The 14189-nt window shown below is 71.3% G+C and carries 11 protein-coding genes; 4 read left to right on the forward strand and 7 right to left on the reverse strand.

From position 1 onward, the window contains the following. Nucleotides 1–61: 61 nt before the first annotated feature. Together AB0M88_RS01985 and AB0M88_RS01990 are read right to left on the reverse strand one after the other, a co-directional pair. Nucleotides 62–2548, reverse strand: coding sequence for a VIT domain-containing protein (locus AB0M88_RS01985; RefSeq protein ID WP_364093985.1), 2487 nt, complete (start codon nucleotides 2546–2548; stop codon nucleotides 62–64). Continuing rightward, on the reverse strand, nucleotides 2545–3210 hold the full coding sequence (locus AB0M88_RS01990; RefSeq protein ID WP_364094440.1) for a MerR family transcriptional regulator: 666 nt from the start codon (nucleotides 3208–3210) through the stop codon (nucleotides 2545–2547). Before AB0M88_RS01990 ends, AB0M88_RS01985 begins: the two co-directional genes overlap by 4 nt. 172 nt (nucleotides 3211–3382) lie before the next feature. Here AB0M88_RS01990 and AB0M88_RS01995 point away from each other — a divergent pair, with 172 nt between their 5' ends. After that, complete coding sequence (locus AB0M88_RS01995; protein ID WP_364093988.1) at nucleotides 3383–4192, forward strand: cyclase family protein; 810 nt, start codon at nucleotides 3383–3385, stop codon at nucleotides 4190–4192. 97 nt (nucleotides 4193–4289) lie between these two features. On the opposite strand, the gene AB0M88_RS02000 is transcribed toward AB0M88_RS01995, so the two are convergent. Together AB0M88_RS02000 and AB0M88_RS02005 are read right to left on the reverse strand one after the other, a co-directional pair. After that, nucleotides 4290–6323, reverse strand: a complete 2034-nt coding sequence (locus AB0M88_RS02000; RefSeq protein ID WP_364093990.1) for a peptidase M6 immune inhibitor A — start codon at nucleotides 6321–6323, stop codon at nucleotides 4290–4292. 111 nt (nucleotides 6324–6434) lie between these two features. Next, nucleotides 6435–6701 carry a hypothetical protein gene (locus AB0M88_RS02005; protein ID WP_364093993.1) on the reverse strand — a complete coding sequence of 89 codons (267 nt, stop codon included), beginning with the start codon at nucleotides 6699–6701 and terminating at the stop codon, nucleotides 6435–6437. A gap of 96 nt (nucleotides 6702–6797) precedes the next feature. Between AB0M88_RS02005 and AB0M88_RS02010 the strand changes: the two genes are divergently transcribed. Then, entirely contained in the window at nucleotides 6798–7553 is a 756-nt protein-coding gene (locus AB0M88_RS02010) for a methyltransferase domain-containing protein (protein WP_364093996.1), read from the forward strand. Here AB0M88_RS02010 and helR read toward each other — a convergent pair. Together helR and AB0M88_RS02020 are read right to left on the reverse strand one after the other, a co-directional pair. Further along, complete coding sequence (gene helR / locus AB0M88_RS02015; protein WP_364094442.1) at nucleotides 7525–9690, reverse strand: RNA polymerase recycling motor ATPase HelR; 2166 nt, start codon at nucleotides 9688–9690, stop codon at nucleotides 7525–7527. The two genes, AB0M88_RS02010 and helR, sit on opposite strands and share 29 nt — an antisense overlap. Nucleotides 9691–9991: 301 nt before the next feature. Next, nucleotides 9992–11182: a dipeptidase gene (locus tag AB0M88_RS02020; protein ID WP_364093997.1), complete on the reverse strand. Its 1191-nt coding sequence runs from the start codon at nucleotides 11180–11182 to the stop codon at nucleotides 9992–9994. Between the two features lie 137 nt (nucleotides 11183–11319). Here AB0M88_RS02020 and AB0M88_RS02025 point away from each other — a divergent pair, with 137 nt between their 5' ends. Then, nucleotides 11320–12333, forward strand: a complete 1014-nt coding sequence (locus tag AB0M88_RS02025; RefSeq protein WP_364094000.1) for a glycosyl hydrolase — start codon at nucleotides 11320–11322, stop codon at nucleotides 12331–12333. Nucleotides 12334–12556: 223 nt separating this feature from the next. On the opposite strand, the gene AB0M88_RS02030 is transcribed toward AB0M88_RS02025, so the two are convergent. Continuing rightward, nucleotides 12557–13105, reverse strand: coding sequence for a TetR/AcrR family transcriptional regulator (locus AB0M88_RS02030; protein ID WP_364094003.1), 549 nt, complete (start codon nucleotides 13103–13105; stop codon nucleotides 12557–12559). Nucleotides 13106–13235: 130 nt separating this feature from the next. Here AB0M88_RS02030 and AB0M88_RS02035 point away from each other — a divergent pair, with 130 nt between their 5' ends. Next, nucleotides 13236–14168 (forward strand): SDR family NAD(P)-dependent oxidoreductase, encoded by a 933-nt coding sequence (locus tag AB0M88_RS02035; protein WP_364094005.1) that lies wholly within the window; start codon nucleotides 13236–13238, stop codon nucleotides 14166–14168. The last annotated feature ends 21 nt before the right edge of the window (nucleotides 14169–14189 follow it).

Here is a 14189-nt window from a genome sequence, read left to right on the forward strand (position 1 = left end):
CCCCACTTGGGAGGCGGGGCAGCGGTCGTTGCCGGTCATGGTCTTCCGTCGCCGCATGTGCTTAGTCGCGCTTCCAGAAGGGCTTGCGGGCCGGGGCGCTCCCACCGCCCGTTCCCGGGTTGCCGCTCCCGCCCGTCGTGCCGCGGCTGTCGCCCTCGGCGTCGGCATCGGCTGGACCGTTGACACCGCCGCGCTTGTCGGCGGGGCCGCCGTCGCTGAAGGCGGTCAGGGCGGCGAGGGCGGAGCTCCACTTGGTGTCGAGGGGTGCGTCGCCGTTGAGGAGGGTGACCAGGTCGTGGAGCGGGGTGAACTCGGGCCCGGCCAGGGCGGCGACCAGGACGGACAGACGGCTGGCCAGGTCTTCCAGGAGCTCGCGGCGCTCGTAGGGCTCGGCGCCGGACGCGTCCCGCAGGCGCTGGGCCTCGGTCGCGGCCAGAGCGCGGGCGTCCTCGACCGACAGCTCGCCACCGGCGTAGGCCGCCATCCGGCCGGCCGGGGCCATTGCCGGACGGGCCGCGAAGGACGGCGCCGAACGGCCCGGACCGCTGCCGCGGTGCAGCTTGGCCGCCCGGATCGGCGCGAACGGGGCCGGTGCTCGCGGCGGCATCGGTGGTGCGATGCCGGCCGGCATCGACGCGGTGCCGGCGGCCAGGATCATCATCGGGGCCGCCTCGCCGCCCGGCGCCGCCCAGCCCGAGGGCAACTCGACCGGCTGGGTGACCCGCCGGATCTCGCCGCCCTCGTTGACCACCCGGCTGTCGACCGCGACGAACGCGGTGAACCGGCACAGCACCCCGAAACGCAGCGAGGTCGTCACGATCCGCTGCTCCAGCGTGTGATCGCCGGCCGCGTAGGCGTCTTCCAGGTCGCGCAGCCGCGCCCGCGCCCACTGCGCGACGACCGCGGACTCGGCCCGCCGCTGCAGCGACACGGTCGTCGTGAACTCGGTGTCGTCGCGCAGGCGGCCGGTGACGGTGAGCGTGCCCTCGGGCGATCCGGTGTAGCGGCCGGTCACGACCAGCGGGACGCCCGGATAGATGCCGGGGAGCCGGGCGGGGCTGCGCTCGTCGTCGATCAGCCGCACGCCGGAGGCGGTCACCCGCAGCCCGGTGACCAGCGGCGAACCGATGCGCCGGTGGATGTGCTCCATCGCCTCGTCGAGCCGGTCCTCGCTCTCGACCAGCTCGGCGCGGCCGGCGCCCAGGGCGGCCAGCCGGCCCAGGAAGCCCGCGTTGACCGCCCGGTCGATGCCGATCGTGTGGATGCGCGTCGGTCCGACGGCTGCCGCGACCTCCTGGATGATCTGGTCCTCGTTGCCGACCTGGCCGTCGGTGACCAGCACCAGGACCCGGTCGCGTCCCTCCGAGGCCCGCAGCAGGTCGAGGCCCTTGACCAGCGGGGTGAGCAACTCGGTGCCGCCCCGGGCGTCGGCCCGGGACAGGTGCTCGACCGCGCGGAAGCGGTTGCGGTCGCTCGCCTCGGACAGCCCCGGGCCGAGGTCGGCCGGGTGGTCGATCTCGTGGTCGAAGGTCAGAACCGCGAAACGGTCGGCCGTGGTGAGCGTGTCGACGACCCGGGCCGCGGCCCGCCGGGCGGCCACCATCTTCCAGCCGCCCATGCTGCCGGAACGGTCGAGCAGCAACACGACGTCCTTCGGCTGCGCGGTCGTCTTGGCGTCGTCGGGCGGCAGAACCACCAGCTGGTAGACACCCTCGTCGCCGTCCCCGGTCTCGTCGGGCACCGCCACGGCCGTCTCGGCACCGCCCGAATAGGCCAGCCGCAGCACGAAGTCGCGGTCGGCGCGCTCGCCCGGCCGGATGCTGACCGTGCCGCTGCGGTCGGACACCGTGTGGAGGCTCGACCGCACGTCGCCCAGGGTCAGCCCGGCCGGATCGATCTCGACGTCGATGGACAGCCGGAGCGGGTTGGGGAAGCCGGGCAGCAGCACCGGCGGCGTGATGCGCGAGGCGTCGGGCACCGCGTCGGTGTCGAGGAGCTGCCCGTCGCCCGCCTGCGGGCCCGCGATCGGCGTGCCCGGGATGTAACGCGGTGCGACGACCAGCGGGAACCGGAACATGGCGGCGCCGTCCTCGAACGGCAGCGGCCCGACCAGGCTCAACTCGACCACGACCCGCTCGGCCGGCTGGATGTTGCCGGCCCGCATGGTGAAGACGTCGGGCCGCTCCTCCTCGGCGATCGAAGCGCGCTGACCGGCCGCGATCGCCTGGTCATAGGCCTCGCGGGCGGCGGCCCGCTCCCGCAGCTCCGCCTCGACGGTGTGGTTGTCGGCGGTCAGGGTCATGCCGGTGACCGCCGCGCGGTCGGGCAGCGGGAAGACATAGGTCGCCTCCAGCGGCACGTCGTGCGTGTTGACGAACTCGGTCACCACGACCGTGCGCGCCACCAGCCCGCTGATCTTGGAGCGGACGCTCAGCCGGTCGAGCGGCAGGTTGCCGCGGTCGGTGCGGAGCACGCCGAAGCCGGCGTCGGGCAGGATCCGGACGCGCTCGAGCTCGCCGGGGCCCATCGGGTTCACGGAAATGGTCATGCTGAACTCCCATCGAGTAGGCCACGGGCATCGAGCAGATCGAGAAGCGGAGCGGCGGCCGCGGCGATGTCGTCGCGATCGCGGTCGGAGATCGGGTAGGGCACCAGCAGGATCACCCCGCCGGCTAGCGCGACGCCGTTGACCGGGCGGACCACGGGCGAGCGGGCCGCGGCCGAGTCGGTCGTGGCCGAGTCGATCGTGGACTGGGCCATGCGGCTCAGGTCGCGGTGCGCCGGCGCCTCGTGGTTGGCCGGCGCCTCGTGGTTGGCCGGTGCGGCGGCAGCCACCGGGGGGCGGGCCCAGAAACGCATATGACGGTCATCGGCCGCGCCGTCGGGCGCCGGGCCGTCGGCCTCCAGCAACGCTTCCGGTATGTGCGAGAGCTCCGCCAACTCGTCGTCGGAGAGCCAGTTGATCTCGCCCTGGATCTGTGACAGCGACCGGCCCGCCGCCTGCCGCCTCTTGATCGCCACCAACTGTCGCAGGTGGCGGGGACCGTATAGAGCGGTGCGGCCGCGCATGCCGAGTGGGCGGTCGACCAGGCCGATCGTCGTATACCACCGGATCGCGCGGCGATCGGGCACGTCACGGATGCGGCCGTCGCCGGCGCCGGAGTATTCCGCCGCCAGCGCCTGCCGCACCTTCTCGACCAGCTCGTCCATCGTCCACACGCCGAGCAGTCTTTCACTGTCACGGTGACACTGTCAATGTTCTGGTAATTCAGTGCCGACCGTGACAGCATGTCTCCGTCGGGCCCGCCGGGACCGGCCGAGCAACCGGGGGATCGATGGTGTTCGTTGACCGACAGCAGGGAGGGTCGCTATGCAGAGGGGCATGCGAAGACGCGATGTCATGGGAGCGGCCGCGGCCGGGCTGGCGGGTGCATTGGTGACCGGCCAGGCGGCCGGGGCCAGCGGGCCCGGGCCACTGCACCCCGGCCGGCTCCGGCTGATCAACCTGTCCCACGTCAACGACCCGGCGACCACCAACGTCTACCCCGGCGACCCGCCGTTCGAGCTCGAGACCATCGCCACGATCGAGGACGACGGCTATTTCCTCCAGTTCGTCAAGGAGGGCGAGCACACCGGCACGCACTGGGGAGCGCCCGGCCACTTCAACCAGGGCCAGCCGCTCGCCGACGAGCTCGATCTCGAAGACCTGTTCCTGCCCGCGGTGAAGATCGACGTTCGGGCGAAGTGTGCCCGCAACGCCGACTACGAGGTGACGATCGACGACATCAAGGCGTGGGAGAAGCGCCACGGCCGCATTCCCGACGAGTCCATGGTGATCATCTGGACCGGCTGGGACGCCCGGTGGGGCACCGACGCCTACTTCAACTACGACGCCGGCAAGACGATGCACCAGCCCGGCTTCGCACTCGACACGATCCAGTGGCTGGTCGACACCGGCCGCCTCGGCCGTCGTGGTGGCACCGGCACCGACACGTTCAGCCCCGACGTCGGCACCGACCTGACCTATGCGGTGTCCCTGCTGGTCTACCAGCGTCACCGGATCAGCCTCGAGATCCTGGCCAACCTGGCCGCGTTGCCCGCGACGGGCGCGCACATCCTCTGCGGTGGCCACATCAACAAGAACGGAGCCGGCTCGACCGCCCTGATCTACGGCCTCCTCCCGCCCGCCTGAGCCGGAGGCACCTCGGCGGTCCGGCAACCGGTCCGCCGGCATCGACCGCCGGGCCGGCGCCGGGGCGGCGGTCAGAGAGCGAGGCGGAGGCCGGCGGTCAGGGGACTGGGGTGCCGCCGGGCTGGAGCTGGCCGTTGGCGGTCAGCTCGTAGGGGGCGTACTGCGTCTGGTGTTCGGTCGGCTCGTCGTAGGCCACCACGGCTACGACCTTGGGGTAAGCGGACAGATCGGCGAAGTTTTCGAGGGGGACGACGGCAGCATGAGTTTCGGCCAGACCGACCAGCGTCACGTGCCAGGCCGCGACCGCGGTCGGCACGATGTCGGTGGACGACTTCCAGCCGGTCAGCGACGAGCCGTCGCTGAGGGTCGTGGTGCCCAGCGTCAGCTTGCCGATGCGCCAGCCGCCCTTGTTCACGGCACTGTCACTCACGTAGCGGAGGGCCAGCAGCACATGCTTACCCGCGTACGCCGAAAGGCTGAAGGAAACCGCGACCGTGCCGTTGCTCGCGGCCGTGAGGGCCGGCCCGAGGGTCCCGGTGACCGTCCGGTCGCCGGTGACCGGCGTGTAGGACCGGCCGCCGTCGGTCGAGACCTCGACGTAGGCGAAGTCGTAGGAGTCCTCCAGGTCCCAGGCCGTCTCCATGCGCAGTGTCGGGTCGGTGGTGGGGACGGTGATCGGCAGGACCGCGGAGTGGTCGAGGTTGCTGTCGTTGCCCGAGAAGAGGGTGCCGTCGGCGATGGTCCAGCCGGTGGGCAGCGGCGGCAGGTAGCGCGCGCCCCGGAAGGCGACCGACCGCAACGGCGTCGGCAGTGGCACGTAGTCGGCGCCGTTTGGCGCCGCGCCCGGCGTGTCATAGGCGGCTGGATTGTCCAGGTTGACCGTCGAGCGCAGGCCGGCGGCGATCACGTGGCTCTTCGGGATGCCGGTGATCGTGGCGCCCGGCTGGTCGACGATCCGGTCGACCAGCGTCATGGTCTGGAAGTCGTGCAGGGTCTGATAGAGCCCGGTCCCGGCCGGCAGCACCGCCGCGACCCCGGGCAGGCCGTGGTTGACGCCGTCCCGATGGAGCCGGGTGATCGTGTCCGGCCCGAAGCGGTCGGCCAGATAGATCATGAACTGGTAGGCGTTGCCGTAGTCGGCGAGCACGTCGCCCGGCGCGCCCTCGTCCCACAGGTTCAGCGAGTTCTGCGGGCCGCCGCAGACCCGCGGGTTCATGTTGTAGGTGGTGCGCACCGTTCCGAAGCCTTCGAAGCACGTGATGTGGTTGTCGAAGCCGGGCTCGTCGACCGTTGCGCGCGCGTCGACATAGCCGGTGAGCGTCTGGGCATAGTCGGACATGCCCTCGTTGACCCACGTGACCTCGCCCGGGTCGGAGTAGTACTCCAGCAGGTGCTGCCACTCGTGCGCGAACGTGCCCTCGTACATCCGCGGATGGGCCGGGCGGGAGGTGCACAGGTCGTCGGTCGGGTCGGAGGGCGGATTGGCGCCCATCCGGTGCAGCCAGTCGTAGGCGTCGATCGTCATGACGTTGCGGTCGAACAACTCGTTGAGCTGGGGCGAGAAGAACCCGGCGACGTAGGTCACGGCGTCGGGGAAGTGGTAGTAGTTCGCGTCCCGCACGTTGTCGACCAGCGTGACCGTCTTGTCGCCGTCGCCGGTGAAGTCGCCGTCCATCGCCGCGTCCGCGCCGTCGCGCGACGGCGGCGTGCTGAACGCGGTGGTCTCCTTGGGATAGATCGTTCCGTCGAACTCCTTGACCAGGTCCGACACCTGGGTGTCGGTCACCGCGATCGAGCCCTTCCGGCAGTCGGCGGCCGGGAAGGCGATGTCCTGGGCGACCCACACCTCGATGTGCTGGCCGACCGCCCGGAGCGTGTAGCTCTTCCGGTAGTACTTGCCGGTGGTGTCGTCGAGTCCGAGCCACTCCCGCACGGTGCCGACCGCGGGCGTCCCGGCGGCCGGGCGCCGCGAGTCGGCGTGCGGGCGATAGTGGGGCTTGGGCAGCGGGCGTCCGTCGAGGGTGAAAGAGGTCCGGTCCAGTTCCCGGGCATCCGGCGCGGCGGCCCGGCCGGCGGGCGAAACGCCGTGGTGCGCGACGGGCGACGCAGCGGCCGGGTCCGAAGCGGACAAAACCCCGAAGTATGGCGCAACCAGCGCGACTACCGCAAAGAAACCGAAGCGGACGCGATCCATGAAACTGGACGCTACTCGACCCGCGACCAGGGGATTGCCAACACGCTGCTATTCGAACAAGGAGTGGTCGCGGCCGCCCTCGGCCCGCTTGCGGGCCCGCCGGCGCATCTGCACCACGACCGCGTCGATCACCGCCACCACGGCCCACGCCGCGAGCAGCCACCCCGGCAGCTTCCACCCCATCCGGAACAGCAGGATCGAGAGCACCGTGCACACCACGAACCCGAATGCGGCCAGGATCAGGCGCAGGTTGAGCGGCGAATATGGTTCGTCGACCGTCCCGCGCCGGCCGTGGGGTTGCGAGCCGATGGGCATGGGGCGAGCCTACCCGCCCTCCGAAACCATCAAACGACCACGCTTTTCGCACATCGTGTTCACAAAAGAAACACACGTCTGTGCTGTCATCGGTTGATGACCGCCGACCAGATCGCCTATATGGACATTGCCGCGAAGGCCGCGGTCGCGGCCGCCGGTGACTACAAGCAGCGCCTGCTCGCGGCGATGGACATCCGGCCCGGGCACGTCGTGGTCGACATCGGATGCGGGCCCGGCATCGACCTGAGATCGCTGCTCGCCGCCGGGGCCGAGGTCGTCGGCGTCGACCGGGATCCGGCGATGGTCGCGGAGGCGCGCCGGCGCGCGCCGGGTGCGGATGTACGCCGGGGCGACGCGCACGCCCTGCCGGTAGCCGATGCGAGCGCGGACCGTGCGCGTACGGATCGGGTGCTGCAGCATCTCGCCCAGCCGGACGCCGTCCTGGCGGAGATCTTCCGGGCCCTGCGGCCCGGTGGCGTGGTCGGGCTCGCCGAGCCGGACTGGGACACGCTCACCGTGGCCGCCGACGACGTCGAGACCAGTCGCGGGTTCGCGCGGTTCACCGCCGGCCGGGTGCGCAACCCGACGATCGGGCGCGAGCTGGCCCGGATGACCGTGCGGGCCGGGTTCGAGCTGCGGTCGGTCGAGGCGGTGCCGGTGGTGTTCCGCGACTTCGAGATCGCCGACCGGATCCTCGGGCTGAGCCGCAACAGCGCCCGAGCGGTCGAGGCCGCCCAGCTCCGGGAGGATGTGGCCACCTCCTGGCTGTCCGGCCTCGCCGATCCGCGTGACCCGTTCCTCGCGTCCTTCCTCTGCTACCTGGTCACGGCCGAGCGCCCGGCGCGAGGATGACCAGCTGCTGGGTTGCCCGGGTCATCGCGACGTAGCGGTCGACCGTGCCCTCGATGCCGGATCCGAACGTCGCCGGGTCGATGAGCACGACCAGGTCGAACTCGAGTCCCTTGGCCAGTGACGGCGTCAGCGAGCGCACGCGGTCCGTCCCGGCGAACGACGGATCACCGATCACACAGGCGACTCCCTCGGCGTGCGTGGACAGCCACTTGTCCAGAACGTCCGGCAGCGACGACACCGGCCCGTACACGACCGGCTGGCCGCCCCGGCGGATCGAGGTCGGCACGTTGGCGTCCGGCAGCGCGGCCCGGATCACCGGTGCGGCCTCCTCCATGACCTCCTCCGGCGTCCGGTAGTTGATCGTCAGCGACGACATGCGGACCCGGTCCAGGCCGACCCGCGCGAGTCGTGACGTCCACGACTCGGTGAACCCGTGACGGGCCTGCGCCCGGTCCCCGACGATCGTGAAGCTGCGCGCCGGGCACCGCAGGATCAGCATCTGCCACTCCGCGTCGGTCAGCTCCTGCGCCTCGTCGACCACGACGTGCGCGAACGGCCCGGCGAGCCGGTCGACCGCGACCGGCGCCAGCACCGAGTCGTCCTCGAGCGACGTCCGCATGTCCTGCCCGCGCAGCATCGTCCACACGCCTTCGCCGTCGTCGTACTCGTTGGCGGCCAGCAGGTCGTCGAGCACCCGCGCCATCCGGCCGCGCTCGGACGCCATCACCGCCTCCGCCCGCTGCCTGCGCCGCGACGCCTCCGGGTCACCGAGGCGCTGACGCGCCGCGTCCAGCAAGGGCAGGTCCGAGACGGTCCAGGCCTGCGGGTGGGCACGCTGCAATTTCCGTACGTCGTCGGCCGCGAGCCAAGGCGCGCAGTTCCGGAGGTAGGCCGGAACCGACCACAGGTCGCCGACCAGATCGGGCGCCTCCAACAGCGGCCACGCCCGGTTGAAGGCGCCGCGCAGCTCGCGGTTCGCGGCCAGTGACCGCCGGACCAGGCTTTCCGGCTCGTCCCCGTCGTACTTCTCGAGCAGGATCGTCAGCAGCTCGTCCCACACCTCGTCGCGGGCCTCGTTGTGCGGTGTTCCCGGGCCCGGCACCTGGAACGCCTCGGCCCAGTCGGCCGCGCTCAGCCAGACCTCCGAGTCGCCGGCCGCGACCGCCATCTCCTTGGCCGGCGGCTCCTCGTAGAACCGCACCGCCGTCTCGATCGCCTTGACCAGGTCGGCCGACGACTTCAGCTCGGCTACGGCCGGGTCGGGCTCGGCGCCGGCCGCGGCGCCCTCGGCGACCAGGTTCCTCAGGGTGCATGACTGCACGCCTTCCTCGCCGAGGCTCGGAAGCACATCCGCCACGTACGCCAGGTAGGGCTCGTGCGGCCCGATGAACAGCACCCCGCCCTGCCGGTGTCCGAGTCGCGGGTCGGAGTACAGCAGGTAGGCCGCCCGGTGGAGCGCGACCACGGTCTTGCCCGTACCCGGACCGCCGTCGACCACCAGCGCGCCCGCCGAGCCGGCCCGGATGATCGCGTCCTGGTCGGCCTGGATGGTGCCGAGCACGTCCCGCATCCGGGCCGACCGGTTGGTGCCGAGGCTCGCGATGAACGCGGACTGGTCGTCGAGCGCCGCCGCGTGCCCCTCGAACTCGTCGGTGTTGAACACCTCGTCCCAGTAGTCGGTGACCCGGCCGCCGGTCCAGCGGTAGCGTCGCCGGCTGGTGAGGCCCATCGGGTTGCCGTGGGTGGCCCCGAAAAAGGGTTCGGCGGCGGGGGAGCGCCAGTCGAGGAGCAGCCGGCGTCCCTGTCCGTCGGTCAGCCCGAGCCGGCCGATGTAAACGGTGTCCCCGTCGGCGGCGTCCGGGGCTCCGGTCATCTTGCCCAGGCAGAGGTCGAGGCCGAAGCGGCGCAGCGTGCGTAGGCGCGCGCTCAGCCGCCGCACCTCCTCGTCCCGTTCGAGGGCCCGGCGGCCGATGCCGGCGGGGGCCTTCCGCGAGGCGTCGAGCCGCTCGGTCAGGTCGGCGATGGATCGGTGGAGGCTCTCCGCGATGGCCGCGAAGTGCTGTTCGTCGTCGGCGATCAGGTGCGGGTCGGCCTTGGCGGCGAGGCGGTCGGGCAGGTCGAACGCGCTGGTGGTCAGCGGACTCACGTGATCAACTCCGAGGTGCCGGTGTGAATCGTCCGTTTTGCGAAGTCCGTGTAGGGGTTTCCCTAACCACCCCCACCCGTTTTGGGTGGGGCCGATCAGAACGCCCGGGTACGACAAAAACGCGCCGCTATCCCCAGGGCGGGAACAAACCCCCCACGACAAAGCCGGCAAATCTGCCGGTCAACGGGCTTCGGTCGACGATTCTGCGCCTCACCCCGGGTCTTGCGGCAAGCCCCCGGGTCCGATATACGTTAATAGTGGCAGGGGAGCGCTGAGCTCCCTTTCTTGCTGTTCAGACTCCGGATGAGGCCCCGGCGCCCGGCCACATCGGCTCCGAGGCGGCCTTCTCCGACTCCCGCAGCACGCGCAGCATGTTGCCCGACGCGAGCTTGTCGAGATCGGCCGGCGACCACCCCCGGCCGGCCAGCTCGTCGAAGAGCCGCGGATAGCCGGAGACGTCGTCCAGCCCGGCCGGCAGCTCGGTCGTCCCGTCGAAGTCGCCGCCCAGCCCGATGTGATCGATCCCGGCGACGTCGCGGGCGTGCGTCACCTGGTCGGCCACGTCCGCGACCGTGACCACCGGTCGCGGGTTGGCCGACAGCCACGACTGGAAACCGGGGTGGCTCCACGGCGCGTCGGCCGGCCACGCCGGTACGGACGCCGGATCCTCGCCCGGGAACGGTGCCCGCGGCCAGTCCCCGTCGGTGGACGGCAGTCCCAGCCGGTGCCATTCCGTGCTCGCGGCCGCGTGCCACGCCCGCGCCGACGGTGACACGAACGGCGCCACGAAGGTCAACTGGATCACGCCCCCGTTGTCGCGCAGCCGGGCCAGCACGTCGTCGGGCACGTTGCGCCGGTGGTCGTGCAACGCGCGTACGCCGGAATGGCTGAAGAGGACCGGCGCGACCGCCACGTCGAGAGCCGCGTGCATCGTCGCGGTAGCGACGTGCGCGAGGTCGACCAGGACGCCGAGCCGCTGCATCTCCCGGACCACCGCCCGCCCGGCGTCGTTCAGCCCGTCGAGCCGGGGTTCCTCGGCCGCCGAGTCGGCCCACGAGGTGTGGTTGTTGTGGGTCAGCGTCACGTAGCGCACACCGAGCCGGGCGAACATCCGCAGCACTCCGAGCGAGCTCGCGAGGCTGTGGCCGCCTTCGAGGCCGATCAGCGAGGCGATCTTCCCGTCCGCCCAGGCCCGCTCGACGTCGTCGGCGGTGAACGCCATCGCGAAATCCTCAGGGTAGGCGGCGGCCATCCGATAGATCGCGTCGACCTGTTCCAGCGTCGCCACGACCGCCTCGGGTTCGGGCAGAGGGGAGGGCACGTAGGCGGACCAGAACTGGGCTCCCACCCCTCCCGCCCGCAGTCGCGGCAGGTCGGTGTGCAGTTCGGGCCGGGTCGTCCGGTCGAGGCCGGCCACCGAGTATCCGTAGCGGGCGCGCAGTTGCATGGGCAGGTCGTTGTGCCCGTCGATGATCGGCTTCATGCCTCCGTGCTACCCGGCCCGGAGACCGCGCGCAACCGGTTGGCACCGCGACGGGCACCGGAGGTGCACCGGCGGCCGACAAAAGTCTTCCCCACGCCCGGCCGACAACGGCCGGACCACTCGGGGGAGATCTCACATTGCGTCGCTCGAAGCTGCTCAAGCTCAGCTCCGTCCTGACCGCCGTGTTCGCCGGGGCGGTTGCCGCCCTCACGCCGACCGCCGTACACGCCTCGACCGGCTGCGTGACCGGTCCTAAGCTCGTCCCGTCCTGCGGGGTTCTCTGGGGTGCCGCGGCCGGCGGTTTCACCGGCGGCCCTCGCGACCTGGCCAACAAGGGCTGGGAGCGCGAGAGCGGCCGCACCGCGACGATCTTCCACACGTACCACAAGGGTGACGAGCTGTTCCCGACCCGCGCCGAGATCGCGATGACCCACGACGCCGCCCACCCGCGGGTGCTGCTGACGAACTGGAAGGTCGCCTACGGCACGACCTGGGCCGCGGTGGCGCGGGGGGCGGAGGACCGGCGCATCGACGCTTTCGCGGCGCGGGCCAAGGCGTACGGCAAGAGGTTCTTCCTCAACCTCAACCACGAGCCCGAGAACGACGTCCGTGACCGCCGGGGCTCGGGCATGCAGGCGACCGACTTCGCCGCCATGTACCGCCACACGGTCCAGCGCCTGCGTGCGGACGGCGTCACCAACGTCGTCAACGTCCTGATCTACATGAGCAACGAGCAGTGGATGGCCAAGTCCTGGTGGAAGGACCTCTACCCGGGCGACGACGTGATCGACTGGATCGGCCTGGACGCGTACGCGAACGCCGAGCCCGGCTACCACCATGACCTGTTCGGCGCCGTGCTCGACCGCGGTGGCTTCTACCGCTGGGCCACGACCCGGCACCCGTCCAAGCCGATCCTGATCGCCGAGTGGGGCGCCTACCACCGCGAGCACCGCCCGGTCGAGAAGTCGGCGATCTACAACAGCGTGCTGCCGGCGCTGGCCTCGCACCCGGCCGTCAAGGCGATCTCGTACTTCGACACCAAGCACGACGCGACCGGCGACCGTGACATCAGCATCGACAGCACGAGCCGGGGCTTGGCGGCGTTCCGCAAGCTGGCCGCATCGCCGTTGTTCAACGTGAAGATCGGCTGAGCTTTCCTCCGAAGTTGTCTCATGGACGGCTCGTGTTTCCGTAACGTTTACGGCTGGCGGCGCTCGCAGCGCGGCCCACGTCGTCGAAGGGAGACCGACCATGGCGAAGAAAAAGAAGGACAAGAAGAAAAAGGGCAAGAAGAAGAAGTGATCTTGCTTTCGGGGGGCGGTGCCGGCGGCACCGCCCCTTTTCATGCGCGGTGGCGGCGGCACCGCCCCTCTTTCATGTGCGGTGCCGCAGCCCGTCGACGAGCAGGTCGAGCAGGCGGCGCGCCTGTTCCCGCTTCGCCGGGTCGCCCACGGTCAGGGTCACGCCGCTCAGCGCGACGAGCACGTCCTCCGGCGGCACATCGGCCCGGATCGCCTCGGCCTTCACTCCCGCCTCGACCAGCCGGCTGATCGCCGACTGCAGCATGTCGCGGCTGTGGGCGAACGGGTCACCGCCGGAGGCGATCACGGCGCGCAGCGCGTCGGCCATGCCGCGCTTGGTCACCATGTAGTCGACGAAAAGATCCATCCAGGCGCGCAGCGCCTGATCGGCCGGCTGCGAGGCCAGCAGACCGGGCACGGCCGCGCAGAGGCGGTCGAGCTCACTGCGGTACGCCGCCTCGACCAGTGCCTCGCGGGTGGGGAAGTGCCGGTAGAGCGTGCCGATGCCGACACCGGCCGCCTTCGCGATCGCCTCGAGCGGCACGTCGGGGCCGTCGAGCGAGAACGAGCGTACGGCGACCTCGAGCAACCGCTCGCGGTTGCGCCTCGCATCGGCCCGCATCTTCTTCCCCCGGGTGTGTGGTGCGCCAGACAGCCTCTCACGTTGCTATCCGGAGGAACCTCCGGTTAGTGTCGAGGCGTAACGGAGGTTCCTCCGCTACTCGAGGTTAGCTCGTCCAAGGGAGACGACCATGCGCATCACGACACCCTTCGGCGCCACATCCACCGCCGCCGAGGTCGCGGCCGGCGTCGACCTCACCGGCCGCCGCGCCATCGTCACCGGCGGCGCGTCCGGCATCGGTGTCGAGACCGCCCGCACGCTGGCCGCGGCCGGCGCCGAGGTCACGCTCGCCGTCCGCAACACCGAGGCGGGCGACCGCACCGCCGCCGACATCATCGAGAGCACCGGCAACAAGCAGGTGCTGGTCGCCCCGCTCGACCTGTCCGACCGCGCCTCGGTCGCCGCGTTCACCGCCGGCTGGGACGGACCGCTGCACCTGCTGATCAACAACGCCGGCGTGATGGCGAGCCCGCTCCAGCGGACCGCCGACGGCTGGGAGATGCAGTTCGCGACCAACCACCTCGGCCACTTCGCCCTCGCCACCGGCCTGCACGGCGCGCTCGCCGCGGCCGGCGGGGCCCGGGTCGTCGCGGTCAGCTCCAGCGCCCACCTGCGCTCGCCGATCGTCTTCGACGACATCATGTTCGAGCGCCGCGAATACGAGCCCTGGTCGGCCTACGGCCAGTCGAAGACGGCGAACGTGCTGTTCGCAGTCGAAGCGACCCGGCGCTGGGCGGCCGACGGCATCTTCACCAACGCGCTCATGCCCGGCGGCATCCGCACCAACCTCCAGCGCTACGTCAGCGACGAGGAACTCGCGCGCATGCGCCGGGCGGCCGGCGGCTCCGGCGCGCCCAACTGGAAGACCGTCGAGCAGGGCGCCGCGACCACGATCCTGGTCGCCACGTCGCCGCTTCTCGACGGCATCGGCGGCCGCTACTTCGAGGACTGCGACGAGGCTCGGCCCAACGAGCCGGGAACCCGGACGGGCGTCGCCGCGTACGCCCTCGACCCGGAAGCCGCGGCGCGGCTCTGGACCGTCTCCGAGCAGTTCGTGGCGTAGTTCTCAGGTGTCCGGTCCGTC

This window comes from Actinoplanes sp. NPDC051411, assembly GCF_040682075.1.
Classification (GTDB): domain Bacteria; phylum Actinomycetota; class Actinomycetes; order Mycobacteriales; family Micromonosporaceae; genus Actinoplanes.

Bases quoted from the DNA above. Each gene is read 5' to 3' on its own strand.
- AB0M88_RS01985 (WP_364093985.1), bottom strand. From the start codon at position 2,548: ATGACCATTTCCGTGAACCCGATGGGCCCCGGCGAGCTCGAGCGCGTC.
- AB0M88_RS01990 (WP_364094440.1), bottom strand. From the start codon at position 3,210: ATGGACGAGCTGGTCGAGAAGGTGCGGCAGGCGCTGGCGGCGGAATAC.
- AB0M88_RS01995 (WP_364093988.1), top strand. From the start codon at position 3,383: ATGCGAAGACGCGATGTCATGGGAGCGGCCGCGGCCGGGCTGGCGGGT.
- AB0M88_RS02005 (WP_364093993.1), bottom strand. From the start codon at position 6,701: ATGCCCATCGGCTCGCAACCCCACGGCCGGCGCGGGACGGTCGACGAA.
- AB0M88_RS02010 (WP_364093996.1), top strand. From the start codon at position 6,798: ATGACCGCCGACCAGATCGCCTATATGGACATTGCCGCGAAGGCCGCG.
- AB0M88_RS02020 (WP_364093997.1), bottom strand. From the start codon at position 11,182: ATGAAGCCGATCATCGACGGGCACAACGACCTGCCCATGCAACTGCGC.
- AB0M88_RS02030 (WP_364094003.1), bottom strand. From the start codon at position 13,105: ATGCGGGCCGATGCGAGGCGCAACCGCGAGCGGTTGCTCGAGGTCGCC.
- AB0M88_RS02035 (WP_364094005.1), top strand. From the start codon at position 13,236: ATGCGCATCACGACACCCTTCGGCGCCACATCCACCGCCGCCGAGGTC.